The 26,297-nt window shown below is 57.3% G+C and carries 23 protein-coding genes and 2 pseudogenes; 11 read left to right on the plus strand and 14 right to left on the minus strand.

The features are described from left to right. Nucleotides 1-72: 72 nt before the first annotated feature. Nucleotides 73-876: pseudogene (locus BWP39_RS32615) on the minus strand (TrbI/VirB10 family protein). On the opposite strand from BWP39_RS32615, the gene BWP39_RS32620 reads away from it, so the two are divergent. Next, nucleotides 797-1,048 carry a hypothetical protein gene (locus tag BWP39_RS32620; protein WP_407944788.1) on the plus strand — a complete coding sequence of 84 codons (252 nt, stop codon included), beginning with the start codon at nucleotides 797-799 and terminating at the stop codon, nucleotides 1,046-1,048. The pseudogene BWP39_RS32615 and the gene BWP39_RS32620 sit on opposite strands and share 80 nt — an antisense overlap. A gap of 47 nt (nucleotides 1,049-1,095) precedes the next feature. Here BWP39_RS32620 and BWP39_RS09725 read toward each other — a convergent pair whose 3' ends face one another. The 3 genes from BWP39_RS09725 to BWP39_RS09735 form a co-directional block, all read right to left on the minus strand. Beyond that, nucleotides 1,096-2,919 (minus strand): UvrD-helicase domain-containing protein, encoded by a 1,824-nt coding sequence (locus tag BWP39_RS09725; RefSeq protein ID WP_170043847.1) that lies wholly within the window; start codon nucleotides 2,917-2,919, stop codon nucleotides 1,096-1,098. 243 nt (nucleotides 2,920-3,162) lie between these two features. Further along, the gene (locus BWP39_RS09730) at nucleotides 3,163-3,969 is read right to left on the minus strand and encodes a hypothetical protein (RefSeq protein WP_133116849.1); all 807 of its coding nucleotides are present in this window, start codon (nucleotides 3,967-3,969) and stop codon (nucleotides 3,163-3,165) included. 172 nt (nucleotides 3,970-4,141) lie between these two features. After that, nucleotides 4,142-4,402 (minus strand): helix-turn-helix transcriptional regulator, encoded by a 261-nt coding sequence (locus BWP39_RS09735; protein WP_096719485.1) that lies wholly within the window; start codon nucleotides 4,400-4,402, stop codon nucleotides 4,142-4,144. 235 nt (nucleotides 4,403-4,637) lie between these two features. Here BWP39_RS09735 and BWP39_RS09740 point away from each other — a divergent pair, with 235 nt between their 5' ends. Continuing rightward, on the plus strand, nucleotides 4,638-5,390 hold the full coding sequence (locus BWP39_RS09740; RefSeq protein WP_096719487.1) for a hypothetical protein: 753 nt from the start codon (nucleotides 4,638-4,640) through the stop codon (nucleotides 5,388-5,390). Further along, complete coding sequence (locus BWP39_RS09745) at nucleotides 5,339-6,226, plus strand: aminoglycoside phosphotransferase family protein (RefSeq protein ID WP_096719489.1); 888 nt, start codon at nucleotides 5,339-5,341, stop codon at nucleotides 6,224-6,226. The genes BWP39_RS09740 and BWP39_RS09745 overlap by 52 nt, the downstream gene beginning before the upstream one ends. Here the strand turns inward: BWP39_RS09745 and tnpC are convergent. The 3 genes from tnpC to BWP39_RS09760 are packed head-to-tail and all read right to left on the minus strand — an operon-like array spanning nucleotide 6,223 to nucleotide 8,681. Further along, nucleotides 6,223-7,797, minus strand: a complete 1,575-nt coding sequence (gene tnpC / locus BWP39_RS09750; RefSeq protein WP_096719491.1) for an IS66 family transposase — start codon at nucleotides 7,795-7,797, stop codon at nucleotides 6,223-6,225. The two genes, BWP39_RS09745 and tnpC, sit on opposite strands and share 4 nt — an antisense overlap. A gap of 30 nt (nucleotides 7,798-7,827) precedes the next feature. Then, nucleotides 7,828-8,181, minus strand: a complete 354-nt coding sequence (tnpB, locus tag BWP39_RS09755; RefSeq protein ID WP_133116850.1) for an IS66 family insertion sequence element accessory protein TnpB — start codon at nucleotides 8,179-8,181, stop codon at nucleotides 7,828-7,830. Beyond that, nucleotides 8,157-8,681 (minus strand): transposase, encoded by a 525-nt coding sequence (locus BWP39_RS09760; RefSeq protein WP_096719495.1) that lies wholly within the window; start codon nucleotides 8,679-8,681, stop codon nucleotides 8,157-8,159. The genes tnpB and BWP39_RS09760 overlap by 25 nt, the downstream gene beginning before the upstream one ends. A gap of 278 nt (nucleotides 8,682-8,959) precedes the next feature. Here BWP39_RS09760 and BWP39_RS32285 point away from each other — a divergent pair. Beyond that, nucleotides 8,960-9,339 (plus strand): annotated as a pseudogene (locus BWP39_RS32285) (recombinase family protein); the annotation flags it as partial. Between the two features lie 973 nt (nucleotides 9,340-10,312). Here BWP39_RS32285 and BWP39_RS09770 read toward each other — a convergent pair. Next, nucleotides 10,313-10,717 carry a hypothetical protein gene (locus tag BWP39_RS09770; protein WP_096719741.1) on the minus strand — a complete coding sequence of 135 codons (405 nt, stop codon included), beginning with the start codon at nucleotides 10,715-10,717 and terminating at the stop codon, nucleotides 10,313-10,315. Nucleotides 10,718-10,764: 47 nt separating this feature from the next. Then, complete coding sequence (locus tag BWP39_RS31460; RefSeq protein WP_133116851.1) at nucleotides 10,765-11,097, minus strand: DUF746 domain-containing protein; 333 nt, start codon at nucleotides 11,095-11,097, stop codon at nucleotides 10,765-10,767. A gap of 210 nt (nucleotides 11,098-11,307) precedes the next feature. Between BWP39_RS31460 and BWP39_RS09775 the strand changes: the two genes are divergently transcribed. The 7 genes from BWP39_RS09775 to BWP39_RS09810 all read left to right on the plus strand — a co-directional run bounded on the left by BWP39_RS09775 (nucleotide 11,308) and on the right by BWP39_RS09810 (nucleotide 18,283). Further along, on the plus strand, nucleotides 11,308-12,030 hold the full coding sequence (locus BWP39_RS09775) for a DUF1120 domain-containing protein (RefSeq protein WP_096719497.1): 723 nt from the start codon (nucleotides 11,308-11,310) through the stop codon (nucleotides 12,028-12,030). Between the two features lie 44 nt (nucleotides 12,031-12,074). Then, complete coding sequence (locus BWP39_RS09785; protein WP_133116852.1) at nucleotides 12,075-12,830, plus strand: hypothetical protein; 756 nt, start codon at nucleotides 12,075-12,077, stop codon at nucleotides 12,828-12,830. Nucleotides 12,831-12,884: 54 nt separating this feature from the next. After that, complete coding sequence (locus BWP39_RS09790) at nucleotides 12,885-13,556, plus strand: DUF1120 domain-containing protein (protein WP_096719503.1); 672 nt, start codon at nucleotides 12,885-12,887, stop codon at nucleotides 13,554-13,556. 38 nt (nucleotides 13,557-13,594) lie between these two features. Next, nucleotides 13,595-14,230: a DUF1120 domain-containing protein gene (locus tag BWP39_RS09795; RefSeq protein ID WP_096719505.1), complete on the plus strand. Its 636-nt coding sequence runs from the start codon at nucleotides 13,595-13,597 to the stop codon at nucleotides 14,228-14,230. A gap of 70 nt (nucleotides 14,231-14,300) precedes the next feature. Beyond that, complete coding sequence (locus BWP39_RS09800) at nucleotides 14,301-15,011, plus strand: fimbria/pilus chaperone family protein (RefSeq protein WP_096719507.1); 711 nt, start codon at nucleotides 14,301-14,303, stop codon at nucleotides 15,009-15,011. Further along, nucleotides 15,008-17,437: a fimbria/pilus outer membrane usher protein gene (locus BWP39_RS09805; RefSeq protein ID WP_096719509.1), complete on the plus strand. Its 2,430-nt coding sequence runs from the start codon at nucleotides 15,008-15,010 to the stop codon at nucleotides 17,435-17,437. Before BWP39_RS09800 ends, BWP39_RS09805 begins: the two co-directional genes overlap by 4 nt. A 165-nt stretch (nucleotides 17,438-17,602) precedes the next feature. Beyond that, a complete protein-coding gene (locus BWP39_RS09810; RefSeq protein WP_235851402.1) occupies nucleotides 17,603-18,283 on the plus strand; it encodes a GNAT family N-acetyltransferase in 681 nt (226 codons plus the stop codon). A gap of 687 nt (nucleotides 18,284-18,970) precedes the next feature. Here BWP39_RS09810 and BWP39_RS09820 read toward each other — a convergent pair. The 5 genes from BWP39_RS09820 to BWP39_RS09840 all read right to left on the minus strand — a co-directional run bounded on the left by BWP39_RS09820 (nucleotide 18,971) and on the right by BWP39_RS09840 (nucleotide 26,081). Beyond that, nucleotides 18,971-19,711: an SDR family NAD(P)-dependent oxidoreductase gene (locus BWP39_RS09820; RefSeq protein WP_096719516.1), complete on the minus strand. Its 741-nt coding sequence runs from the start codon at nucleotides 19,709-19,711 to the stop codon at nucleotides 18,971-18,973. 183 nt (nucleotides 19,712-19,894) lie between these two features. Beyond that, nucleotides 19,895-20,728 carry an OmpW/AlkL family protein gene (locus BWP39_RS09825; protein WP_096719518.1) on the minus strand — a complete coding sequence of 278 codons (834 nt, stop codon included), beginning with the start codon at nucleotides 20,726-20,728 and terminating at the stop codon, nucleotides 19,895-19,897. 18 nt (nucleotides 20,729-20,746) lie between these two features. Beyond that, a complete protein-coding gene (locus tag BWP39_RS09830) occupies nucleotides 20,747-21,994 on the minus strand; it encodes a DUF2957 domain-containing protein (RefSeq protein ID WP_096719520.1) in 1,248 nt (415 codons plus the stop codon). A 91-nt stretch (nucleotides 21,995-22,085) separates the two neighbouring features. Continuing rightward, nucleotides 22,086-24,032 carry a DUF2957 domain-containing protein gene (locus BWP39_RS09835; RefSeq protein WP_096719522.1) on the minus strand — a complete coding sequence of 649 codons (1,947 nt, stop codon included), beginning with the start codon at nucleotides 24,030-24,032 and terminating at the stop codon, nucleotides 22,086-22,088. 156 nt (nucleotides 24,033-24,188) lie between these two features. Continuing rightward, entirely contained in the window at nucleotides 24,189-26,081 is a 1,893-nt protein-coding gene (locus tag BWP39_RS09840) for an alpha/beta hydrolase family protein (protein WP_096719524.1), read from the minus strand. Nucleotides 26,082-26,297: the final 216 nt, after the last annotated feature.

Raw genomic sequence — 26,297 nt, forward strand, 5'->3', positions numbered from 1 at the left:
CTGATTCGAGACCGCCAGCTCGGAGTCAGCGCCGAGCATCGTGGACAGCACGGCACCCGTCAGAATGCGGCCTCAATGCCAGTCCACGCCATCCTCTGGGCCCGCGTAACCGGCTGGGTCGATGCCGGGCAGCTTGTCGAGCGCGATCAACGAGGTATCGGGCAGAACCAGGCGCAGCCACACGAGCAACACCCGTTGCTGCCCGAACGCGACCTAGCCGTCGTAGCGGCCGATTGCCGTGTCGTACACGGGTTGCGTCACCTCGGCAATGATCTCTCCCGGCAGGTCGGAATTGATGCCCGTCACGAGCGCAGCCGGAATGATCGTGTCGGCCGTCACCGTGTACGGCGAAGCCGGCGCCTGCAAGCTGCCCGTGTTACTGGTCGCGGCGTCACCGCCCTTGGCCATGAATGCTTCCTTCTGGTCCTGCCGACTCTGGATGGCCCCCGGATCATTGGGTTGCGCAGCGCGCAGTGCAGTTGGACTTCTAACCGCATCGGAAATGTACCCTAGTTTCACTCGGCGCCAGTTGTTCAGAGAAACGCAAAAGCGCTTTCTCCGGCTGTCGCCATTTTTGTCATTCGAGTCGATTGATGCGAAGGAGATCGATCGCCATGTGGAGTGCGTTTTTGAACAAGTGGCAACCTCACTTACCCACCAGAATTCAGAATCCGCGCTGGGGCCTAGCAATGGCTGACAACATGACGTCCGAGCAGCGGCGAGTGACCATGTCGCGAATTCGCGGCTGCGATACCAAGATAGAACTTTCCGTAAGGAAAGAACTACACAAGCGTGGATACCGTTTACGAGTAACGCAGCGTGGCTCGCGGGTAAGCCAGACGTCGTCTTTACCAAAGTTCGATTCGCCATATTCATCGATGGCGATTTCTGGCACGGATGGAAGTTCGAACAATGGTCGCACAAGCTCGCCCCTTATTGGCGTGAAGAAATCGCTGAGAACAGAGCGCGCGACCTCCGACACATGGCACGTCAGGCCGCAGAGTGCAGACATGTGCTTCCCGGTGACCCTCGTCGAGCAGGGTCGTAAACTCGTTGTTGACAAGACGCGATTCACTAACCGCTTGTGCAATACGCTCACTGCGGCCACCGCAGAGTGAATGATTGCAAGGTGCGTCGCACGTCTCTGGTTAGAAACTGCGATCGTTTGTTGAACAACTGCCCGGACGGTGCGTGGTGATACGGTGCCTCAATCAGATACGCACGTTTCTTCGCGCGGGTGGTGGCAACGTAGAATAGCCGACGCTCTTCTTCGACGTCTCCCCGTTTTAGCTCCCGGTAGAACGGAAGCGATCCTTCTGTCACGCCGACAATGATCACGTAGTCCCATTCGTCGCCCTTTGCACCGTGAATGGTCGATGACATGACTGGGGACTGTTGCCGCATTTCGTGGATGAAAGCACGCAGCGACTTTACCGTCCTGAAGCGGTCACTGGTTGCCTGCCACCGGTTCAGTTCGATGAGCGCCGCCTTCCTTTCATCCGGATTCGCTGCGCCTGCCAGGCTGACGTAGAGCGTCTTCACGGCGGCATAACGGCCGGAGAACGAAGGAGCGAGTGCCGCCTTCTGGAAGCGCCGCCGGCACTTCTGTAACACCGCCTTGGGAAGGCTCCTTGCCCCGCACAGGAAGACGAGCCTGCGTTCAAGCCAGATTTTCTCTGTCCGGGAGTGCCTGCCCTGCCATCGCTCCACGTTGCGGTTCAGCATGGCCAGAACATCGAGCATACGGTCCATGTGCGCGGGCTGTTCTTCGCCGTTCACCGCGTGCGTCATGTGACTGGCTGCCAGCAGTGCCTGTTCTATCTGCCTCAACTGCGCCTTTGTGCGAGCGAGGACGGCAATATCGTCTCCCGCGGCCCCCGATGCCTTTAGCTGTTCAACGAGAGCGACAACTGTAGCTTCCTGTTCGCGAGCTGTTTCGCACTTCACGAACGCGGGCTTCCTGCCCCCACGACTGCCCACGACAACAACGCCGCAATTCGTATTGATGGCATTCGCAAGCGCCGCGGTCTCGTGGGTCAGGCGGAACGACCGGGAGAGAGGCAGCACTTTTACCTTGCCCAGTATCTCTCTCATATCATGAAATTTGCCACCCATGAAACCGAAGATCGCCTGTGCAGGATCACCGAAGACCATGATGGAAGAAACGCGCTCCGCAATGTTCCGCAGTAGCCGGGCCTGCCCCTGATCCATGTCCTGTATCTCGTCAACCAGAACGCAGGTGTAAGGAAATGGGGAATCGCCAAGCGCAAGCCGACCACGCCGGAGCATCCCGGCATAGTCAATCAATCCCCCGTCCCTGAGCAGCCGGTCGTAGCGCCTGCGGATGCGCCGAAGATCGTGAAGAACCTCCACGTAGTCGGTGAACCCGGCATCGGAATCGGCAACGAGACGCTGTTCGAGCGTTGTGGACCGCTGCGTTGCAAGAAAGAACTTCATCAGCCGGGTACGCTCCTTTGCGGTCCGCAGGTCGATCGAAACCGATTGCCGGAGGCGCGTACAGGTCCGACGCATCGTCTTGACCGTGCGATGTAGCGTCTTCAGGCCCTGCTTCGGTGTCGCGAGTTTTACACCGTATCGTGTTGCCTCCTCTTGACGCTGCACCAGGCTCATACCCAGGGAATGAAAGGTCATGATGTTGCCGGACGGAATAGTGTTACGAAGACGGGTTCGCAACACCTCGACCGCCTTGTTGGAAAAACTGAGAATGAGAACCCTGTCAGCTACTACGCCCTGAGAGACAAGATGCTGGGCGCGAGCGAATAACGTTGACGTTTTCCCGGAGCCGGCAACTGCAAAAACTGAAACGAACGGATGCTGGGTTTTGATGATTGCGCGTTGCTCACGCGTCGGCTTGATGTGCATGATTGTGCTCAAAAAAGGCCTTCGGATGTCGATCATGAAAGTGCTCATTCCACCGGTTTGCAGAGATCTGCAGATTCTGTAATTCGCACTGTGTGCGTACACCTGTATGTTGCGAAATTGCAGGCATGGTGGAGAGAGGTGATTTCACGAAAAACCCCGAAATTCAAATAAAAAAGACTGTTTTATCGATAGGTTCTGGAGTGAATGGAGCAGACGATGTCGAAATGTTTCGGGTATTTATCATCACGACAACCAGCCTCGCCGATCGCCCCCAGCCATCTATCGGTTCGCAAGAAAGTGCTGCTGATCGAGCGGCTGCAGAACTCGCACGATCTCGCGATTCGATACAACGCAGTTCTGTAGTACAGGATCGCCGCCGTACGCATGCTGTTCAAGGAAGGCGTCTGCATGTCTTCGAAGCATCGAGCCCGACACATCCGGATCGGGGGCAACGATCCGGCCGATGTCGGTTTTCCGGAAATCGAACAGCGTGAGGCTCCGGCTCCAGAATCTGGGGTGGTCGAACGCCGCGCAATCGGAAACCGTGTTCAGCCCTACCGCGCGGCATGCATCTGTGCCGCTGAACCGGTATTCAAGGTGACAGCATGGTGGGCAGGTTGTGGCAGCGGGCCATAGCTTGCTTGGCCTGTCCGCGTATAGCGCGACGTTGCGGTGATGTCGTTCGGCCTGGTCTGACGAGCGTGGACTGTAGTAGGCGGTTCCCGCGTGGAAAGAGACAGGATGCCGGAGATGAGCGATGTGTAGGTGCCGCAACAGATAGCACTGCAACGCCACGGCATCGTCGCCGTCGCGGGTAATCCAGTCGATCGCGACCTCGGCGTATGTGACCTTGGATGCGATCCCGCCAAGTGCCTGACGGAGAATGCCGAAGGCTGCGGGCGCAGGCTGGAACAGCTCTATCCTGGTCTGCCACATCGGGTGACGGGCAAGCGACTTCCCGCCGTCAATGACCGGCTTCCCGTTGCAGTATCGGGCAATGCGACGAAGAGGTACATCGGGAGCAGGGTGATCGATCCAGACCGTGATCCGGTCAAAACCCGTGACATTCGATTTGATGAGCGCCAATGCTGCCCGCGTACTGCTGGGCAGCCTGCTAGGTGCGGTATTCGTTTGCATGATGAAGTAGAGGTGTGATCTTCCGGTTTCGCGGAAGCTGTGCCGACACGCGTCCAGGTGATGCGGCCGGTTGTGTGCGACGGCCGTCAATGTCGTCTGGACACGTGAACCGGGTGAAGGGTTATTGACCGGAATCGGTCAACGTCGCGTTGTCACGTTCCCGAACCCGGCTTTCAACCCACTCGTACACTTCGCTGAGAACCCAGCGCACAGCCGAAGGGGAGCAAATCACGGGCTTGACGAACCGACCTTCGGCCATCGCCTGGTACAGCCATGATCTGGACATTCCGGTGATTCGCTCCACTTCCCTGCGTGGAATAAGAACAATCGGATGGACGATGTTTTCAGGTTCAACCCAAGCATCTTCGTTCTTGTAGACCATTGCATTTCTCACTGGGGCGAATCGGCACCCCGAGTCCGGCTCTCAGCGGGAACGCTTCGGCGTTCCTTATTTACTGGGCAAAAAGTAGTTCTTATCCTGAGCCATAAACTACCGAATCCGCGAGAAAACACGAAGAATTTCCAGTAAAATTGCTATAGACAAATATTAATGAAAAGTTAATGAAAATTTTGATTTCACAACGCGACATATACTTCGTTACTAATGAGAGGTAATCGTGCCGGGAAAACTGTCGGCTTATGAAGCGGAACTGGAGATGGCCCGGGCGACCGTCGAAAAGTTCCGCGAGCGGTGGGAAAAAAAAATTGCAGCCGTCGCCCAACGGGTGAAACTGTTTAAGCCGATACGGGGGCGGCGCCGGTACGCGTACCTGGTGAACGATGATGAGCCAGTGCTGGATCAGTTCGTTCGTGCATGGAAGCGTGCCAGCTTGCAGGTCGAGACCTTTACCGGGCCTTATGGGAAAGGTGCGAGCCGCGCGGCCTGCATGCCGACGACGGAAAGAGGTTGTCGACGTGTGACACTGAAGGTCTACCGGACGATGAACCGTCGACCCGTGGATGAAAATGTCGCACGCGCATTTCTGTTGCGCCTTGGTGATGACCTGCCCAAAGGGAACTGGCGTTACATCGTTCGCAGTGAGACTGGGGCGAAGTACAGGCTGCGGGTACGGAAAGATAACCGCTGGGAATATTTGCCGGTGACTGAATGGGTTGTCCTCGGATGCATCGGTGACACCGGGAAGATCGCGCAAGCACTAGAGCCCGAGGAAGTCGACCGAGCTGCGTTGGTCAAAACGTGGTCAACTTTGAGGGGACTGAAGTTTTTGGTACGCGATCCATCAACAGCACCCCTCAGAGTGGCGGCTAGCATGGGTGATATTCTTGTGGTCTATTGTCGTCACCACGTTGAGCCAGGATGCAAGATACCAATCCCGTACAAATCGACGACCGGCTGGTTCAGCGATTGATCCACGCGCAATTTCCCGAATGGGCGAATCTACCCGTAGAAATGGTGGAGCCCGGAGGCTGGGACAATCGAACCTTCCGTTTGGGCAACGATAAGCTGGTCAGGATGCCGAGTGGCCCTGCATACGTTGCGCAAGTCGAGAAAGAGCATCGGTGGCTCCCTAAGCTAGCATCGCACTTGCCGCTCCCAATTCCGGTACCCATCGTTAAGGGGATGCCAGACAGCACTTATCCATGGCCATGGTCTGTTTATAGATGGATCGAAGGTGAGCCAGCGAAGATAGAATTGATCGAAGACATGAATCAATTCGCTGGCTCTCTTGCCGGGTTTCTCGACGCGCTTCACCAGATCGATGTTGAGGATGGTCCGCCGGCAGGGCAACACAATTTCCATCGAGGCGGAAAGCTAGCAATCTACGACCAGCAAATTCGAGAAGCCCTCACGGAACTTCGGGACCATATCGATACGAGAACGGTCGAGCGACTGTGGAATGTTGCCTTGCAATCGGAGTGGCAAGCGTCTCCGGTATGGGTTCATGGAGACATCGCGCTCGGCAATCTGCTTGTCACTGATGGGCGACTGAGTGCCGTCATTGATTTTGGTTGCGCAGCAGTCGGAGACCCTGCGTGCGACCTCGTGATCGCCTGGACTCAATTTTCGGGAACAAGCCGGGCAGTGTTCCGGAGAGAGTTACCTTTCGATAGAGACACATGGAATCGTGCTCGCGGTTGGGCATTATGGAAGGCATGTATTGTCGCAGCAAAGCCTGATGGCAATCAACGCGAGGCCGAAAGGTCCTGGATTGTCATCAACGAAGTGCTGAGTGATTCATATTAGTCGGCAAGCATCTTCCAGGGTAACAATGCGTCGTAGTCGTCAACGGTCTTTGCCAGCGGGAGACGCTGGAACAGCCAGTAGAGGTACCGGTACGGATCGATGCCGTTGGCTTTGCAGGTTTCTACGAGCGAGTAAAGATTAGCGCTTGCGTTTGCGCCATCAACGGTGTCTGAGAAGAGCCAGCCGCGGCGCCCAACACAGAATGGGCGAATCGCGTTTTCGCACGGATTGTTGCTAATGGGCCAACAGCCGTTCTCAACGTAGCGGATCAGCTTCGGCCACTGCGCGCGCAGATAAGTCAGCCCGTTTCCGAGTAGGCTTTTCGGCACAATACCGGACGATTGCTCAAGCATCAGTGTGTGGACAACTTCGAGTACGTGTGCGCTGTATCGTCGCCGCAATCGCTGTCGACGTTGTGGCGACCACGTCTCACTACGTGCCTCAGCAGCGAACAGCTTTCCGATCAGCCTGATGAAGCGCGTTGCAAGCAGATCGGGCGTTCGGGCGGCCTTTGGTACGGTGCCTTCCGCCTTGACGAAGTACCGTCTCACGTGAACCCAGCATCCAAGATGGACGAGGTGGTGACGGCGGGCGATGTCGTTATAGGGTTCGTAGCCATCGGTCATCATGACCGCGCCTTCCCGGATTCCAGTGAACAGCCTGTCGGCCAGCCGGGTGCCACGTCCCGGTGTATAGGTGAAGCAGCGGATGGGGACGCCTGAGCCAGTCATCTGCGCCCACAGGTAGCTCGTCGTCTGCGGTCGGCGGCCTTCCTCTTTCAGAACCTGGAGGGTCGTCTCGTCGCAGTAGATTAGTTCTGCATCAAGCAGCGCATCGCGCATCAGGTTAATCACGGGTTGAGACGCGAGACCAACCCGGACCATGCTGGCAGCGATCGTGTTAGACGAGATATCGCCGCCAAAGCGACGCAGCAGACCCGCCTGACGATAGAGCGGCATGCCGAACTGGTATTTGCCTGTGGCGATCCACGCGAGCGCCGATTCGCTCAACAGTCCCCGCGGGATAATACGCAGCGGTGCCGGCGTAACCTTGATGCCAAGATCACAGCAAGGACACGCATACTTGACGCGCTGATGCTGGATCACGCGAAGCTGCTCGGGGATCACATCGAGCTGCTCGCTGGTCTCGATGCCGATCTCAACGAGTGCCTGACCGTCGTGATTGCAGAAGCGTTCAGCTTCGGGCAGTTCGTGCCGCACGAACTCGCGTGGCAGATTGAGATCAAGAGGTTTGCGGTGGCCTCGCTTTTTGCGAGCGTGGGCAGCAACTGCTGTTTCCTGAGTATCTTCCTGTGCAGGTATCGCGGTCGCACCGAGCGCCTCGGCCTCGTTGAACAGATCGGGCTGCTCCAGATTTCGTGCCTCGCTCTTCGCACCGAATAGCTCACGACGATATGTACGTAGCCGTTCTTCCGCAAGATCACGCTCGGCTGTCACCAGACGCAGCACACTCCGAGCCTCTTCGTGCTCGCGTTGGAGCAAGCCGTACGCATCGCGTATTGCAAGCAGCGCATTGAGTTCTTCGACGGTGATGGCGACCTGGATCGGCATGCTGATTGGACAGATATGGCTATAACGCGTTCAGCTCACACGCTGATATTCGCGCCTCGGATGTCGCTGGATCGTGGTAACGTCATCACCGTCGAGCAGTGCATGCAAAAGGTCCGTCGACATCGTCACGATCTCGGCTTTCCGGTCAGGCCAGGTGAAGCGATCGGCCTCAAGGCGTTTCATGAGAAGCCAGAACCCGTTACCGTCCCACCCGAGAATCTTGATACGGTCGCGACGCCGGTTGCCGAACACATAGAGCGAGGAATCCATCGGGTTCAGTTGCATCGACTGTTCGACAAGAATCGACAGGCTGTTCATGCCGAAGCGGAAATCGACCGGATCTCGGTGTAAATAAACCTTCAAGCTTTCGTCGAACCGGAACACGGCAGCCTCCCCAGGATCTGGACCATGGTCGTCAACTCGTCAATGGTTGTAATCGCTCCGCCAAGCTCAAGCTCGACACCATTTGATAAACGCACCTGGAGCGCGAGCGTCATCGAAGGGGACGCCAGAGTAGGCACCGGCACCGGTGGCATCGAAACGACCGGCACAAACGTCGATGGCGATGCCGTGGCAGGAACGGGCTTGCTGCGTGAACTCGGAAGATCGATGGCGACTCCATCAGTCACCTTGCTCGAAGGCGACACATCGCCATCATCATCCCGCGACGCCTGCGATATACCTTTCTCGCGCCCCATCAGATATTTCGTGATCCACTTGCGTAGCAGGTTGGCGTTGACCCCGTGCTCCTGCGCCAGACGAGCTACCGACACTCCCGGACGTAGCGCCGCTTCGATCAATGCGTGTTTGCCGTTCTCGTCGTAACGACGACGGCCATCGCTGCTTTGACGAACTACTCTTAACTCTGGATCTTTGTCAGTCATAGGTGTCCACCTCAAAAGTAGGTGGACACCTATGTTCCTTGCTCAGAGCGCTGTTGGATAGATGTCGATAACGGATCGCTTACAGTTTTTGGGCAAGAAGGGAAAGACGCGTCTATATGCCGAACCAGAGATTAACGCGGTCCAGCCCAAGGCAAAATCTTTGGTTGAGCGATGAGCAGAATATCCCTGCCGGGGCGGCCAACTCATGCAATACGAAATGCTCGTGATGGATACGGTGCTGGATGCGCCGGTCAGATCGATTCCTTCGGTGCCACGATGTACGTGGAAACCACGTCGCGCCGGACGTGCGGGAACAATGACGCAAAGCCGAACACGGTTTGCGGCACGGCGGCGTTCTCATCGTGAGTTGGCTCCGCCGCATCAGCCACCGCTATGACGAGCTACACGCGACGCAGTGCTGGCGCTCATGGCCGCGCAGGGCGAAGCTGATTATCTGAGCTGCGCCGAAATGCCGCGACGCGGCGTGGTGATCGCGAAGGCGGAAGGAAAATTCAAGGGGTGCGCTCGATCCCACGACTGCGCAACCATCAATGCATGGCATGCTGAAACTGGCTTGAGCATCCGGGAGACCGCCGATAAATTCGGCGTTGGACCTGCCACGGTCAAGCGCGTGTGCGCGGAGCACATCCCGTCCTGACATCTAAACTATCGAGAGATTTTTTCTGATCGACCGGTTACTTGTTTCATGCTGCGCTCCCGGCTTGACAGTCAGGTGTAAGAGCGACGCGGAGGCGCGCGACGCTCGCATGTGCTGGCGGAAGGCTCACCGAGCTGTGAGATTAACGCTATACATTGAAATGTCCCCAGTATGGGGCGTCACGAAGTGGGCAAAATTTGTTGCCACGTTTCTTACCGCGTTCGTCCGCACGATTGACCGCGCAGACGGTACCTCAACGGCTAACCGATCATGGTGAAGGACGGAAACACTCAAGTTTGTGGCGAAAAATGGCAAGTCGAACCTATATGCCAGACTCAAAGGGAACACCAAGAGGGCAAATTAGATTGCCCGCCGCAAGGACGCACGAGGCTGGCTGAGCAACCGTCACTGTCAGGGCTATAACCGATCATCCTCGTCCGCGGGGGTCGGCGAAAAATCCGTTCGCACTCTGAGTCCCGGTCTCTAATCGATCCAGCGAGGAGAAAACAGCGGCATCCCTTCCACCATAGCACTCACCGTTGCGCGAACCTTTTCAATCACGTCGTCTTCTTGAGTCCCGCGCAGGAGAGAACCTGCAAGCTGGCCTAGCAGCTACTCGCCTTGACGTCTGTTCGACGTTGCCCCGCACGCTCAACCACGTACCTACAATTACAGAAACGAGTGGAGACGTTTTCAAGAGAGCTCCGCACGAGGTCCCAGCAAATTGGGCGTGCGGCCAGACTAACGCTCATTCTTCACCAACGGTGCGGCTGCCCTCTTTATAGGTGTCGAAAAGGAACTGCACCTCGTGGTCTCAACAACGGAAACGCATTGCCCACTGAAAGTTCGTGGACTTTGCATAAAAAATTGCCGAACTTTTGACATGTAGTGGCTAAGTTTTAATGTCCCCACCACGCGGCGAATAATACACACGCGACAAACAAGAGCGCCCGTGACCGCTAGTTCGTCCTAGCTATTTGGCCGCATCCACCGGAATCGGCGAGCGCTTCTGATCAGTGACGAAGCGCTGTAGTCGCTCCCATGCCAGCAGATACCGATGCCTCGATACAGCAGCCAGTTGTTCGTCATGCAGCGCCAGTACGCGCTCGACTTCTGGAAGCTCCTCATCGAGCAAATAACAGGGTTCGTCACGCCCCACGCGGGTGATGCACACATCAAGCACAGCCTCGGCACGGCGGTACGGCACGAGATCGAATCCCGTCACTGTCTCCTCGCGCATGTAGAAGGCCAGGTACACCACCCTAAGCAGGCAGCAAAGCTGGTCGAGATTTCCGCGGCCCGCACGGATCGTCGACAATGCAAGATGATTTTCGAGGGAGAGTGACCGCACCTTGTCTGTCGACAGCGGCAACAACATTTCCTTCGTGCGCACCGGCCGGGCACCGCGGTGCGAAGCTTGCTTTCTCACCGATCGTCGTCCTTTATTCGTTCATCCATTTGGGTATCTTGTGCCGTGTCACCCACGACATGCAACTGGCCGTTGCGGTCAATCAGTTTGCGTCGCATTGAAAACAGGCGGCCACATCCTGCACAGGACCATCCACTGCCATCCGCGCGTTGCGCACTTCCGATCTGGCCGCAGAATGGACATTGCGTCGAGGCGCCCGGTGCGACACGGACGCGATTCCGCGACAACAGGCTTCCCTTGGGTTCCAGGTGGTCAGTGAATGTGATGAACATATCACGCCATTTCTGGATCATCCCCGCACTTGTGCCGACGACGTTCGAGACTTTCATGATGGCCAGCGACAGCTAGCAAATAAACATGCGCATACGGTCGAGTGCGCTCGTCCAGGAAAAATTTCAGGGGCACGTCAGAGTTGTCTGATGGCGCCCTGCGGTGTCCGATTGTTACCATGGTTTTCGTCACGAATGCACTTCACTTTAGACACCCAGTGCAGCCCCACGTGACTTCCGACCCGCTCTCACTTTGGCTTTCAGACAACCATGAAACACCATACCAGCAAGCTCTTCGCAGCCCTCCTGGCCTGTGCCGCCAGCACCGGCGCCATGGCCCAGACCGCCCCCACCTTCAAGATCAGCGTCACCGGCACAATCACGCCAGGCAGCTGCACGCCGGCCTCAGGCAACCTGACGTTCGACATGAAGAACATCAATCCGAAATCGTTGAGCAACGACGCGGTAACCAGACTCCCCGGCATCGCCCAAAAGGTTAGGATCACTTGCACCGCCGACGCCGCAATCGCGCTGAACGTGACGGGTTCGACCAAGGCATCGACGGCCTACGGCTCGGACATGGAGGACCATCCGGCTGGCGTGTCGACTCGCCAACCATTTCAGTATGACCTGGTGAACACGGCGAACGGAAACAGCCTCGTTGGTGTGTATGGCATGCAGTTCCGCAATTTCACGTACACGGGTGGCGGCACGGGCTCCGTCGCCACCAAGGCCGTCATCATCCAGAGCGACGACAAGAACTCGTGGAGCTACACCGCAAAAGAGAGCGGCTGGAACGTGGCGCAACTGAAGAAGGATGGCAGCAACTACGTCTCGTTCGCCGACACGAACGCTAACACCACCCCTGTCCTGGCCAGTGTTTTTGAAGGTGACTTGTTAATTGCACCGCTCATTCTTGCCAAGAAGGACCTGAAGCTGACCGGTGACCTCAAATTCGAAGGCGGCGCGGTCATCACGCTGAACTACCTCTGATCCACGCCTCTTCGCGTGGCACAGGCTTCGATATTTCGAGAGCAATGATGAAACATTTCCATTCCAGTAAGATCCTGTTCGCAGCACTGGCTTGTGCCGCGGGCACGACGGCTTCGGCGGCCAACCCTCCGGCTGCCGCGTCGGCTCCTACAGCGCTGAACGTCAAGGTAAGCGGCGTTATCAGTCCGGGCAGTTGCACCCCAACCTCCGGTGCGATCTCCTTCGACATGAAGAAGGTCAGTCCGGCGTCGCTGAAAGACGACGCCGAGACCCCGCTCGCGCCCATCGTCCAGCCTTTATCCATCAAGTGCGATGGCGGGGATGCCGCCGTCGCCCTGTCTGTCGCCGGCACCGTCAAAGCGGCCATCATCTCGGAGGACGCACTCAATCACAAGGCCACCGGCATCTCGGCCGGAGCGAAAAAGGGCTACATCTACGATCTGGTGGATGCGGCGACGTCGGCCACCCGCATTGGTCGCTATGTGTTCCAGTTTCGCAACTTCCGCTACACCGCCGCCGCCGCGAACGGTGTTGCGGCGGCGGCCCTGGTCGTGACCAGCCCCGACAGGGCTGCGTGGACCAGTGCGGCCAACACAGCGGCCAATGCCGCGCAGCTGAAATCGGACGGCTCCAGCTTTGTGAGTTTCGCCGACCCGGCCACGCCCGACGTGCCGGTTTCCGCGTCGCTGTTCAGCGGCGACATCGTGATTGGCGCTGTCATCCAGCCGAAATCGGCGCTGACGCTCAATAACGACCTGGCGTTCCGTGGTGAAACCACGATCACCCTCAGTTATCTCTGATCCGGAAGCCTGTCGGCGCGCACGCTGCGCCGATAGGCACATCGCCACAAGACAATGAAACTCCGAACTCTGATTGCGTGGACCTGCGCCCTTGTCCCGATTGCAAGCCTCGCGCAAAACACGCCCTTGAAAGTCGTGGTCCAAGGTGAAATCAAGCCGGGGGCGTGCACGGTGCAGATTGCCAACCAGGCCGCTTTTAATTACGGCAAGGTGAAAGTGAAGGACCTGAAATGGGACACCTACACGCTGCTGCCGGTAATCGACCGTGAATTGCACATCTCCTGCGAGGCGAAAACCAAGGTAGCGCTGACGATCAGCGACACCAACGCCGGCTTGGTGCCGTTCACGGAAGACATCGTTTTCTTCGGCGGGCATGGCAAAAGCTGGTCGCCCGCCCGACAGTATGGATTGCGAAACGATGCAGGACGGGCAATCGGCTCCTGGGCGCTGCGGTTGGTCCCCGGTTTCACAGTAGACCAGGCGGCCACGGATTCGATCTTCAGCGGCGACAACGGCAAGACGTGGGAGCCTTCGGTCGGCAATTTTTTTCACGACGACGGCAGCCTGGAAACCTGGAGCGTGCCCGGCCAAAAGGAACCTGTGTTGGGTTACGAATTCGTTGGGACCATGCGCACCCAGGTAGCGCTGGATCGAACCGGCCAGCTCGGCGTAGTCACTGAAGTTCCCTTCACCGGCGGAGCTGTCCTGACGCTCGTCTATCTCTAGCGGCCAACGCCGCCTCGCGCCGGAAGCGCCGGCTGATCATGAACCCTTACCTGAAACTTCTTCACGCCCTGCTGGGCATCACGCTCAGCACGGCGAGCCTTGCTGCGCCTTCCGTGCCGCAGCCGGCCAACTGCCGCATCCACCTGGGCGGCGCAGCCACGGTCGACTACGGCAGGATCAAGCGCAACCTGTTGCGTGCTGCTGAGGCCGCAGCGCTGCCGCCTCAGCAACGCAGTGTGACGGTTACGTGTGACCAACCGGCAGCGGTCGCACTGCAGCAGTCCAGCGGCGACGGTTCAGCCAGTCCGGCGGCAAGCATCAGGCTCGGTCTGGCGCCGGACACCAGCCACGGTATCGGCCTCGTGTCCGGCAAACCCCTGGGCGCATTCGCGCTGCGCTGGCGCCGGGACACCGCCACGCTCGACGGCGCACCGGCGCACCTGATCGTCTCGGCGGATGGCGGCACGACGTGGCGGCAGATGGATGTCGACACCGTGGTCGGCGCCACGGACCTGATCGCCTGGGAGCGTGGCGAGCAGCACCTCCCGGCCAGCGGCCACACGCTGACGGTGGGCGTGCTGATCGAAACGGCCATCGCGCCGACCTCCACGCTGTACCTGGGCCGCGAGGCCCTGCTCGATGGCTCGATAAGCCTTTCAGCCATTTTCCAGTAGGCCGTCCTGCCGATAGCCATTTCCCGCGGGCCGACATCGGCCGGCTTGAACACGTCTTTTTCCTGTTGATATGAAACCCTTCCTCACTTGCATTTCCCTGGCCTGCGCACTGCTGGCCAACACGGCCAGCGCCGCTGGCGTCGTTCCCGCAAGCTCGGTGCTGATCGTGGATGAAGCGACCGGTGAAGGCACCATGAGCGTGGAGAACACCGACCCGACACCGGTATTGCTCTACACCAGCATCGAGAACATCGCCGAAGACCAGGAAGAGCTGGTCGTCGCCACGCCGCCCATGGCGCGGCTGGAGGCCGGCCAGTCGCAGCTGGTGCGCTTCATGCTGACCAAGAAGGGCCCGCTGACCACGCAACGCCTCAAGCGCGTGGCGTTCGAAGGCATTCCCTTTGCACGCGGTGCCGACAACCAGATCCAGACCACCTTCCGCCAGAACATCCCGATGATCATCCAGCCGCGCTCGCTGGAGAAGTTGAAGGATCCCTGGACGCGCCTGACTGCCACCCTCGATAACGGCAGGCTGCATCTATGCAATGACAGTGGCTACGTAGTGCGCCTCGCTCAGCAAGCCCGCCTCGACAGCCGCAACATCGCCCTACCGCTGCCCAAGACCTACCTGCTGCCTGGGGAACGCTTCGAATTGCCGGTCAACGACCAGCCCGCAAACGGCAGCACGGTCACGATCTGGCCGGCCACGGTCTACGGCTACGCCGCAGGCAGCTACGCCATCCCGTTGACGAATGGCTGCAAGCCGAACCCAGTGAAATGAACCCGCTCGCGTACACGGCTGCGGGCTTGGCCGCGCTTGTCTGCATGACGGCCCCCGCTACCGCGTTCGCGCAGCAATTCGACACCCAAACTCTGAAACGGCTGGGTATTTCGGCCGAAGCCGCGGCGTATTTCAGCAAGACCGCGCGCTTTCTGCCTGGCACCAGCCCCGTGCGCCTGAACGTCAATGGCGCCGATCTGGGCACGATGGACGTGCGCTTCAACGAAGAAGGCACGCTGTGCTTCACGCCAGAGCTGCTGCAACGTGCCGGCCTGAAGGTCCCCGACCGCACCTCGAATGAGGCCTGCCTCGACTACCGCAAGGCCTATCCGGAAACCGACATCACGCAGTTGCCGAATCAGTCGGAGGTCCACATCGTCACGCCGTTGGCGGCGCGCGCGCCCGTCGAGCAGGCGATACAGAACCAGTACGCCTCGGGCGGCACGGCTACCGTGATCAACTACAACGTGAGTGGCGCACGTAGCGGCAGTGGCGACTCGGGCTACCAGTACCTGCGCGCGTACAGCGAGACAGGCCTGAACGTCGCTGACTGGATCGTCCGCAGCCGCCAGGACTATTACTCGCAGGGCGGACGTTCGACCTTCACGCAGGGCGACACGTATGCGCAGCACGCTGTGCCGAGCCTGCGCGCCACCTTCCAGGCGGGCCAGATCTCGCCCGCCGGCTCGCTGTTCGCAGTCGGCACGCTGCGTGGCGCGCAGCTTTTTCCCGAATACGCACTGCAGCAGACGCGGGCCTCCGGCGTCAGCTTCAGCGGTATCGCCAACGGCCAGAGCCGGATCGAAGTGCGGCAACTGGGTACGCTGATCCTGATGACGCAGGTGCCGGCCGGCGCGTACACCATCAACGACGTGCCCATCATCAGCGGCAATTCGGACCTGGAAGTGCAAGTGATTTCCACCAGCGGCGTACGGCAGCAGTTCATCGTGCCGGCAGCATCGTTCGGCGCAGTGCGCAACACCACGGCCCAGGGACTGTCCATCGCCGTAGGCCGGTACCAGGCGTATCGTGGCAGCGACAGCCAGACCCCACTGGTGGCCACCGCCAGCAATGGCTGGAACGTGGGCAAACATGGCACGCTCAATGCCGGCGTATTGATTTCCGCGCCCTATCGCGCACTGGCGGGCACGTTCTCTGCCTCTCCTACCGAAGAACTTAGCGGCTCCATAGGCGTGCGCGCCTCTAGCGCCGTGATGGCAGGCAACAGCCTCCAGGGCCAGCAGATCGCCGCGACCTTGTCTGTCTCGCCGCTGGAGCGGCTGTCCGCCAACTTCTCGGCGACCTGGGAGACGGATGGCTATCGTGACCTGGCACAAGTGCTGCAACGGCCGGACAATCCCCATACCGCGCCCAGCGCGAGCCAGAGCTACACCGCCGGGGTGTCCTGGTTCCACTCGACCCTGGGCGCCATTTCTGCAAGCTTTGCCGCCAGTCGGCTGAGTGGCCCGGATGCGACGCGCGAACGTGCAACACTCTCATGGAGCAAGAGCTTCAGGCGTACCTCCGTGACCCTGTCAGCGGCGAAAGACCTCAGCGCGGATAAGCGCGTGCGTTCGGACAACCAGTATTTCCTGACGCTTAGTTTTCCCCTCGACAGCGCCAGCGTCGGGATATACGCCAGCAAGGCGGGCAACAGCAGCGCCATTGGCACAAGCTATTCCGACACAGTCAGTCCGCAGTTCAGTTACAACCTGAGTTCCAGCCTCGCCAATCCAGGCAATGCCGTCAATTCGTCGGTGTCGATTGACGCGCTGCCGCGCTACACCCACGTCAACCTGTCGGCCAACCGCGATGCCCAAGGCAACCTGTCGACGGACTGGGGATTGCAAGGCGCGGTAGTGGCAGCCGGCGGTACCGTGGCATTTTCTCCATATAACGCGGGCGACACGTTCGGTATCGCCAAGGTCGGCGACCTGGGCGGGGTGGAAATCCAGACGCCGGCGGGCCCAGCATGGACCGACCATTGGGGTCACGCCGTGATCCCAGGCCTGCCCGCTTATAGCGAAAGCTCGGTGGAGATCAACACCACCAGCCTGCCGCGCAACGCGAACCTGCCCAATGGCATCCAGTCGGTGAAGCCAGCGCGCGGCTCGGTGCAGGTGGTGGACTTCAACCTGCGCCAAGTGCAGCGCTACCTGTTGTCGGCGGTCTCTGAGGCCGATCAACGGCCGCTTGACGAACGCCTGGCTGTGATGGATGGGCACGGCAACCTGGTCACCCTGGTCGGCAAGCACGGTCAGATCTTCCTGGACAACACCTATGCGGCGCCGTTGCAGGTCGCATTAAAGGACGGCAACACATGCTTCCTGACGTTCCAGCCCACAGGTCAGCCTGACCCGGATCTGCCCTACCAGGATGCGCAGGCGGTATGCCGGGCACATCCGCCTGCAGCGCCTCCATCTTGACGGATCAACGTGTGCGGTGAACAGATGACGCCGTTCTCGTGAGAGTCTGGAGGTCAGAAGCCAGGTGTCCGTGCCGGGTGTCATCGTTAATGAAAAATACGTCGTTGAATTCGAGGAGATTTTTCAGGAAGAGCGACGCTGAGCGACCAGCACGTGACGGAGATAGTGAAATATCCGTCGCGAACTATTGCAGTATGTGAAAAAAGCTGTGTTCTCATCGGTGCGCTTGCTGTCGATAGCCGGTCGCAAGCCAGTGCCCTGCTTGTCGCCGGTCAGCGGCGGGCAAGGATCGGCCAGGAAAAGACATTCGACACACGCTCCGGTTTTGTCGACAATCAAGAACTGCAAACAGATTGCGGAGAAAGTAGATTGCATGTGCGTAAGTTTCGAGTCGGCGACGAAGCGGCTCTTTTCAGCGTTTATTACTCTGCCATCCATCAGATCGCGAGTAGAGACTATTCCACGATGCAGATCGAGGCGTGGGCACCTGCCGATCTGGACAGCTGCGTTTGGGAGACGCGGATCAGGGGAATCAATCCGTTTGTTATAGAGGCAGACGGACTGCTTATCGCTTATGCGGACCTGCAGGAGAGCGGTTACATCGATCATTTCTTTGTCTCGGGCGATCATTCCAGGCAGGGCGCGGGGCGTCTCCTCATGGAGACGATTCACGAAAATGCCAAACGTCAAAGACTGGAAATGCTCACCTCAGATGTGAGTCGTACCGCGCAGCCGTTTTTTGAACACTTTGGGTTTGAAGTGCTGGAGCAGCGATCGCCGATGATCCGCGGTGTCGTCGTGCCGAATGCGTTGATGCGAAAAACCCTGGCAGACCACGAAGCGTAACGGGCAGAAGTGCGAGCGTCAGTTACTGAGCGACCGTTGCGCGGAATTGCTGGCCGGATGATCGTGATCCGGCTTTGCTGAACGGCTGCTATCGGGAATCGCAACTGGCCGCTCTGGATCGATCCGCGACAGTGGTGGACGACCGAGTCCTCGGAGAAAAGCGCTAGCCGTCCGGATTATTTCACTGACTGTTGCAGCAGTTTTTCACTTTCTGTGTCACCCGACAAACGACAACGGGTCCGTCAGCAAAAGCCGCTGCAAAAATTCAATTCGCCCGTTTATCATCGGTCGCCGCTGGTTGCTCTCAGACACCATCGACGGCCTGAATGCGAGTGCCAGTCGCCACTCACTGGTAGTGTCATTCCGTATTGCTACCTCACCTGGCTGTTTGAGCGTCCCCCACTGGCGAAACCGTCCGATTACGACGCGCTGCAGTCGTGGGAAATGTCCACCAATTGCCCCTGACTGTCCCCACACCACACTCATGAGGATCGCGTTTACCTCCTGAGGGGCGTCGTCAATGGACTGCATAGGCTCAATGCACTGCCGGGCGGGAGAACCCGCATCAGATCGGCAATCATGTCGATGCGAACACCACCAGTTGCGTCACCACGATGAGCGCAGCCGCCAGTAATAATTCTCCTCTCCATGTTCATGCCGTTCATCACAATTCTGACCGTTGTACCATCAGACATGTTGCCCTCCGTTGATGTGAATCTCGGCTCCGTTTATGTAAGACGACGCGGGACCGGACAAGAAATAGATCGTCTCGGCTACTTCACGTGGATCACCAAGGCGATGAAGCGGAATAGTCTTTTCGACAATCTCTTTGGTACCAGGCGACAGAATCGAAGTATCGATTTCCCCTGGCGCAATCGCATTAACCCGTACGCCATGCAGTCCAAACTCATGCGCCATCTCTCGCGTCAGCGCTGCAAGTCCCGCCTTTGAAGCGGCGTAGGCGGTTCCCGCGAACGGATGCACCTTCACTCCAGCAATCGAGGTGACATTGACGATGACCCCATGCGCACTAACAAGCTCCGGAAACAGCGCACGCGCGAGCAGAGCATTCGATACAAGATTAACGTTGAGGACCGTCGTCCACGTGTGGATGTCGCTCTCGAGTACCCCCAGTCGCGAACGGTTCCCCCCCTTCGGCGAGATACCGGCATTGTTGACGAGCGCATGCAGTTTCCCGTCGGGCAACCGGCGCCTCATCTCGGCAGCGACCTGCTCGATGGAGTCGAGGTCTGCCAGATCGGCCTGAATATGCGACTCCCTCGCATCGGGCCATTTGCATTCTTCCGAAAAGGGCTGGCGAGAAACCGTCAATACTTTCCAGTTCCGTTCCTGAAACAGTTTCACCGTCGCATGTCCGATGCCGCGACTGGCGCCGGTGAGCAGCATGTATTGAGTCGAATGGCTCATGGTGTATATCAAGTGTCGCCATCGCAGAATTCGCTCTCGAATCGATCCAGGATTCGTCAAGCGGATCCGTTGTGTAATTTGCTGACCCGTTGTGTTGCAGGTCTCGGGTCGCATCGATCGTTGCGCCCAACGTCAATGGCAACGGCGTCCACCTTCGCCAAACCTACGCGTGATAGACGCGACTCAGAACTTGTACGACACCGCCACGTAGCTGATGATCGGGTTCGCCTTCAGCCGGCTCTTCGATTCCGCCAGCGTCGAGCCGTCGGCCGCCTTGATGGTCACGGTCGAGGTGGTACGCAGCGGAATATAGGTAACCGAAGCGATCAGCCCCCAGTGGTCGGTCAGCGCGTAAGTCAGGCCAGCGTTGAACACCGGCTGCCACGATGAGGAAGCCCTGGCCGAGACCGAGGTGGTGCCGGGTTTGCCAGCGCCGGCCGCGAGGATCGAGCCGAGGTTGTCCTGGGTCTGCTTGATGAAGTTGTTGCTCAGTTGCAGATCGCTGAACCAGTTGTACGACACGCCGATGCCGAGGAAGGGGCGCAGCTTCGAGTCGGCATTCGCGAAGTAGTACTGCAGGATCACCGCCGGACTCCATTGCCGCACACTCTTGACGATCGGGTTCACCGCGCCGAGTCCAATGTCCTGCGTGCCGAGCGCGCCGGCCGGCCCCGGCGGCACGATGCTGCCCTGCCCCGACACCTTGAACACCGGTGGCACGCCCGCCACCGAAGTCACCGCGATATGGTCGGTGAAGAAGTGGCTGAACGTCAGGCCGACCGTGTCGGCCGTACTGGCGCGCAGGCCAGTGCCCGGTGAATCGAAGCTGGGCGGCAGGTGCAGCGGCGTGTTGATCGGCGTAGGCGCCACATTGGTGGTCAGCGACGTGCTGCTCTGGACCGGCTGTACGTGGAGCCAGCCGAAGCCGATCACGTTGCTGCCGGCGCTTTGAGCGCCGGCAGCGCCCGATCCGAGCGCGGCGACCAGCGCGGCCGCGCAGAGAATAGTTTTGCTCATGGGATGTCCCCTCTATTGTTATTGGACGAAGGCGCCGATCGTGAAATACGGCGAGGTAATGTTGCTGTTGTCGAGGAAACCGAACACGCCGCCCGCGAAGATGAACTTGCCGGTCAGGGTGCTCGATGCGCCCACGTGAGTTGAGGTCACCGTGCCGGGCACGGTCTGCGTGTAGTCGAGGTTCAGTGCAGTCGCCAGCGCGACCTGCGAGGTATTGAACGGATCGAGCAGGGTGGCCTGGTTGTTAACCAGTGCCGTGGCGCGATAGTCGAACCGGTCGTCGACGCCGATGTATTCGCCGTTCTGCGAGCCGGCCGCGACGCTGTTCTGCGGCGACATGATCGAGATGCCCGATTCGTCGTCGGCGGTCAGGGCCGGGATGCCACTAGCGTCCGGCAGCGGGTTCGGGTTGCCCACGCCGGTGCGGATCATGATCGGTACCAGCTGGTTGCGTAGCTTGCCGACGATGAGGTAGCCCTTCGCTTGTGGTTTGTCGGCGGATGTCGGTTTAACCTGGCTCCGATAGTTGTTGGTTACGAACGCACCACTACCGTCGGGTGCCTGCGTCAGGTTCGAGCCCGGCTGCGAACAGGTGCCGGCACGCACGCCGGTGGTGTCGCAGCGCTGCCAGGTGCCGTCGGCGTCAATGATGACCGTGCCGTCGATGGTGGTGGGCGCGAAGTTCTGTGATGGCACCTGGCCGTAGCCGAGCTGACTGTAGGTGCCGGCCACGCTGGCAAGACTGGTCTCCAGCACGGAGAAACCGATAAACGGGTAATACGGGAATGTCGTGTCGGGTACCGCGCCCACGCCGGATGTGCCTGCATATCGGAGGTGGGCGCCGGGAATCGTGCCACCCGCCACGCCAAAGCCGACGAACACGCGCGCCGGGCGCGTCGAATCGAGGCTCGCTCCGTTTAGGCGCCATGCGCAGTTGTTGAGCTTATGGGTCGGCAGGGCGGTTTCCCGAGTCAATGTGCCGGCCGCCACGGTGCCTGCGCGAGTCGGCACCACGGTGCCGGTGGTGACCGGGATTGGCGATTCTATATAGCTGATCCGCCAGGTCATCCTGGCCGTGTCGAGTTGCAGCTTCACGAGCTCGCCGTCACCAGCGCCGCCTGTGTAGACCGTGCTGTAGTCCAGCGAGTTAGGGCAGAGACCGGGTTCGGTCGCCGCCAGTGCCGCGGGCGCTTTATCATCCCCGCCCCCGCAGGCCGACATCAAGGGCGCGGCAAATGCGACAGCCAGGATCAAATTAGCGTTCATGCTGTTTCCTCCAATGTGGTAGCGCACGATTCGTCATGTGCGTGCTGCCGCCAAGCCACCGCATCGAGCAGACGGAGGCCTGGCAAGGGTTCTACTTGCCAACCTTTGCGCCGATTCCAAAATAGGGAGCCGACTGGGCGGGGAGGATGTATGGGTAGGTGCCAAATGTCGCTGCATCACCCGACACACCACCGTTCACCGTGCCGTCGATCAGAGTCGCGTAAATGCCACCGATAGAAACGAGGTGCCCTGAGACTTTTGGGTTGTTTGGCAAGCCAATATCAACTATTCCAGACTCGGATGATTTGTAATCCAGGGTTATCTGGTCGCGTGGTTTTAGCGTCATCGGATCGGAAAATGCAGCTGCCGTTCCCTTGAAGTACGCGGCCGTATAGTCAAAATTTGAATCGGCACCAATGTAGGTGCCGTCAAGATTTTGAGGGATGGCCGTGGAATGCGGAACGAGGATGGCGATTCCGGATTCGTCATCGACTTGAGTATCAAGATACCCGTTGCTTGCCAAATCAAGCTTGACGGCACCCGTTCTGACGATGATCGGAATCGTGCTTCCGTTCAATTGGCCAAGCACCATATGGGAAGAAGCAAATATGGTGGGCGTCCATTTTTCAGACGCGGATTCGAGATACACTTCCAGATCTCCTAGCGCCAATCCGACGGGACTTGCGATTTCATTCATGCGATCACCAAGGTCCCTGTCGGCAATAAAATTAATGAGCGACGCGTGTGAATCTATTTGCTTCGTTAAGTGCACAATTTTATTTAAAACCGAAGCCGCATCTTTTAATGATTTCCTGGAAATTGGAAATATAAAGTGATCACCAATTTGAGGGCTGTTTGCGCTGTCAAAATAACCAAATTTATTAACCTCCCAAGTCTTACCCGTGCTTAAACAACCAGTCTTATCCGGATCTGTCGCCAGGCGGTCTTGGGAAGCGCTTTTGCAAACACCATTGTCGGCAAGTGTTTCCGAAAAAATGGCTGCCGCAACGGAATGATTGCTTGAAGGTGTTGAGTGATAAATCAATCCATTGTATTTTCCACGCATAAGATTTTTATCTTTTGATGTACTCGAAAATCCGATGAATGGATAAAAATCAAATCGGCGAGATTTTACCGTACCAACTGACAATGGAATTTGTTTGGCGAATCTCGGATCAAGCAGTACATCAAGTATTTTTTGTGACTCCTGTTTTTTTAAAATATTCAGGACGCCACCCAATGATTTAACATCCTCGATAGAGAAATAATTGAAGAGAAAGTTATGTTTATTAAGTTTCTCTAAATCCGAAACAACAGAGATACCTTTGTCTATCAATTCTTTGTTACGAAGCACCTCAACCGTATTTTTAATGGCAGGTTGATTGGCGAGTAACGCAGTTGTCGGCTGACCTTCAAAATCCAGTATTGCCCCTGGTATTCCGCCTCCGGCAACACCAAATCCAACAAAAATCGTCGGAGGCTTCGCTGGATTGAATGTCTCTTTGGTGGAATATCGGATATTCGTCGAAGTGGACGTTCCCTCGCCCGGCTGCAGCACGAAGGCACAGCGTCGTTGTTCTCCCGTGGCGAAGCTTCCGTAAGCGGGGTGTTTAACCGCTCCAGTGAGCGTAATACCCGCACGCGTAGGTGATGTAGCCTTTGCAGACACTGGAATCGGTGATTCAAACCATGTCAGCGTATAGCGCATCGCGATCGCGTCGATCTTCAAGGTCAAGATTTCTCCACTGCCGGCGCCGCCTGTATAGGTTGCGCGACCGATATCCTGATCGGTTGGACACAAAGGCTCCTGTTTGGCGGTCGGCAATGGCTCCGGCGCTCCGTGCGGCCCGCAGTCTTCTGCCCGACACTGCGCTGGCGAGATGCTGGCGGGCGTATTTCCATCGCCACCACCGCACGCAACCAGCGCGGGAATAAATATCAACGCGGGAATAAGTTTATTCTTTGCTTTAAGCACGCGGATCTCCGATGTGGAAATTTTTATTTTCAATTGGAGCGTTTTTCCAATTGACAACGGCATCACTGTTTTCGCTGTGACCCGCAATCGAATGGACTCCGTTCCTGTGAAATTCTTGATTAAATAATAATAAAATATTTCTTTGGAAAAGAGGCATAATCAATCCTGCCCGGGTGATTATGAATCGCTCGAACAGGAGAGAGATCAGGTTCTCGAATATTAATTGTTTGTATCGAAATACATTTTTGCGGCCATCAGGCAGAATGGGCTGACAGTGCCGGCATGGTAATTAGTGAGAAATTTCTTGATACCTGATGACTGCGTTGCACCATTGTCATTATAAAAAGAAATTCCTTCATATATTTTGAATAATCCGAAAATGCGTGCGTAGGGAGAATTCGGAGAAGGAATGACCTCCAGATCCAGCAAATCCGCCATCGAGCTGGGCACACCCTGATTTCTCAAGTTCGCAATCGTCGCAACTGAACTAATGAACGGGACTGTCGGGTCCAATCCGCCGCCGCACATAAGCATCGGGTTTGGTGGTATCCAGTCGCGTCGCAAATCGTTTCTCAGGGCAGCTTTTCTGAAGGTATTTTTCGGAGTGCAATTGAATTTAGGAGCTATGGACGCGTAGGTTGCAGCCGTATGATCTACCGACAAAAGTGGCTTTTTCTCGTACGCAACGATATCCGTAAAATTGCCAATCATATTGGTTATCTGGTCCGCCTGACTTGGGAAAATTAATTTCAATGCATTTTTAATTACATTTCCCGCTGGCGTTGAACCACCCGACGGGTCTTTCAGATTGGCAATAATATCTATGGCGGTGGCGGCAGCTTGACTGTATGAGGAAGGGAGAATGGAAATTATCGCCGCATTCAGGAGTTGAAATCCTCCTGCCTGGAATTTTATTCGATCTGGTTCAAATGGAAAACCCTCTTTTGATTTGTCAAAAAAATCCGAATCGCAAGAATTGTTTTCTGTATCCGCGACGAAATCTTTTGAAAAGTTGTCGGAAAGTAGCGCATCAGGCCCAGAAAATTTGAAAAAATTGCTCTTGTTTGGAACATTGCTACTGTCAGGAAACAGCTGCTCTTCCGGGACGATTTTCTTGTTCACCACGTCTTGAAAAGACATTCCTTTGAAAGGCGTGGGTATGCCGTCGGGACTATTCGCGTACTTCGTCGCATACACTTCATTTGAATTCTGGAAAATATCTCCAGACTGGTGTTGCCATGAATTGAGAAGGAGCGGCATGAAGAACGTACCGCCATTTGAAATATTCCCATGCGCAGTCTGATCCACTAGTAAACTGATGGCTGCGGGAGACGAAATCGGAACGACTGCTTTGACTTGCTGGCCTCTTTGCTGCAACTCTTTGTTGGCAGCCATGGTGGAATAACCGCCTTCCGAAATCCCGGTCAAGTATACATTCCCATTTGCAACGACGTTCATCGCATTGAATGTGCTATATGCTGCGCTAAGAGCATCTGCACTATCCTTGCCAAGCAGGTCGCCATTAAGGTAGGGATGGTACGACATGGTGGATTCGCCGTATCCTCCATAATTCGGCGCAATCACGATATAGCCCCGTGACGCGAATGTGGCGGCAACGGCCATCGCCTCCATTTTCGCCGGCTGCTGATCGTCGAACATTTTTGCAAGATTGTAATTCCCGGTCGGCCAGGTACCATGCGAGTAAACTACCGTCGGCTTGGGACCGCCACACATCGCGCTTTTCCCGCGAGGAATCATCATAATTCCATCGGCATTTACAGTTTTAGCGTGTTCATCTACTGTTTGATACCGCAAATGCCGAAATTCGATCGAACATGCTACCGGCGATTGATTAATTGCAAGCGACATGAGGGGTGTCAAATACCGGAGTACTTCGTCTTGTTCGAAGAGAACGGCCATTTCGTCCGCACCCTTGACAGCGATTATTTGCGGCAACGGATCCAGAGATTTTCCAGGCCCACGCTCCTGAACATAAGGCGCCTCGGATGGAGGATTGGACGAGACCGATGGATGGGGAGAGTCCGATGATCCGCCTCCGCAACCGGATATCCCAAAAAATAAAAGCAAAATCGATAACTTCTGATAGTTCATTGATTGTCTCCGTGAAAGTTCTTTAGCTTGTTTTACCGATCCTCACCAGCGGAAAGCTACGTACCTTCAAGGTCTTGATCAATCGGACGATTCTCATTTCGAGTGTCTTTTCAGTTTTCTGAAATTGCGTAGCGTGTGATGACATTCCCGTGCTACTTCGGTGCTGGTCGGCCAGGCCGTAGCTTCAAAACGAGTGGCCGTGAGTGTTGGGGAAAC

The organism is Paraburkholderia acidicola (assembly GCF_002362315.1).
GTDB classification, from domain to species: Bacteria; Pseudomonadota; Gammaproteobacteria; order Burkholderiales; family Burkholderiaceae; genus Paraburkholderia; species Paraburkholderia acidicola.

Excerpts from the sequence above, each read along its gene's own strand:
- BWP39_RS09805 (WP_096719509.1), top strand. The coding sequence starts at position 15,008 with ATGAACCCGCTCGCGTACACGGCTGCGGGCTTGGCCGCGCTTGTCTGC.
- BWP39_RS09725 (WP_170043847.1), bottom strand. The coding sequence starts at position 2,919 with ATGATCGACATCCGAAGGCCTTTTTTGAGCACAATCATGCACATCAAG.
- BWP39_RS09775 (WP_096719497.1), top strand. The coding sequence starts at position 11,308 with ATGAAACACCATACCAGCAAGCTCTTCGCAGCCCTCCTGGCCTGTGCC.
- tnpC (WP_096719491.1), bottom strand. The coding sequence starts at position 7,797 with ATGCCGATCCAGGTCGCCATCACCGTCGAAGAACTCAATGCGCTGCTT.
- BWP39_RS09760 (WP_096719495.1), bottom strand. The coding sequence starts at position 8,681 with ATGACTGACAAAGATCCAGAGTTAAGAGTAGTTCGTCAAAGCAGCGAT.
- BWP39_RS09795 (WP_096719505.1), top strand. The coding sequence starts at position 13,595 with ATGAACCCTTACCTGAAACTTCTTCACGCCCTGCTGGGCATCACGCTC.
- BWP39_RS09830 (WP_096719520.1), bottom strand. The coding sequence starts at position 21,994 with ATGAACGCTAATTTGATCCTGGCTGTCGCATTTGCCGCGCCCTTGATG.
- BWP39_RS09800 (WP_096719507.1), top strand. The coding sequence starts at position 14,301 with ATGAAACCCTTCCTCACTTGCATTTCCCTGGCCTGCGCACTGCTGGCC.
- BWP39_RS31460 (WP_133116851.1), bottom strand. The coding sequence starts at position 11,097 with ATGAAAGTCTCGAACGTCGTCGGCACAAGTGCGGGGATGATCCAGAAA.
- BWP39_RS09820 (WP_096719516.1), bottom strand. The coding sequence starts at position 19,711 with ATGAGCCATTCGACTCAATACATGCTGCTCACCGGCGCCAGTCGCGGC.
- BWP39_RS09790 (WP_096719503.1), top strand. The coding sequence starts at position 12,885 with ATGAAACTCCGAACTCTGATTGCGTGGACCTGCGCCCTTGTCCCGATT.
- BWP39_RS09835 (WP_096719522.1), bottom strand. The coding sequence starts at position 24,032 with ATGCCGTTGTCAATTGGAAAAACGCTCCAATTGAAAATAAAAATTTCC.
- BWP39_RS09735 (WP_096719485.1), bottom strand. The coding sequence starts at position 4,402 with ATGGTCTACAAGAACGAAGATGCTTGGGTTGAACCTGAAAACATCGTC.
- BWP39_RS09770 (WP_096719741.1), bottom strand. The coding sequence starts at position 10,717 with ATGTTGTTGCCGCTGTCGACAGACAAGGTGCGGTCACTCTCCCTCGAA.
- BWP39_RS09785 (WP_133116852.1), top strand. The coding sequence starts at position 12,075 with ATGATGAAACATTTCCATTCCAGTAAGATCCTGTTCGCAGCACTGGCT.
- BWP39_RS09840 (WP_096719524.1), bottom strand. The coding sequence starts at position 26,081 with ATGAACTATCAGAAGTTATCGATTTTGCTTTTATTTTTTGGGATATCC.
- BWP39_RS09745 (WP_096719489.1), top strand. The coding sequence starts at position 5,339 with ATGCAAGATACCAATCCCGTACAAATCGACGACCGGCTGGTTCAGCGA.
- BWP39_RS09825 (WP_096719518.1), bottom strand. The coding sequence starts at position 20,728 with ATGAGCAAAACTATTCTCTGCGCGGCCGCGCTGGTCGCCGCGCTCGGA.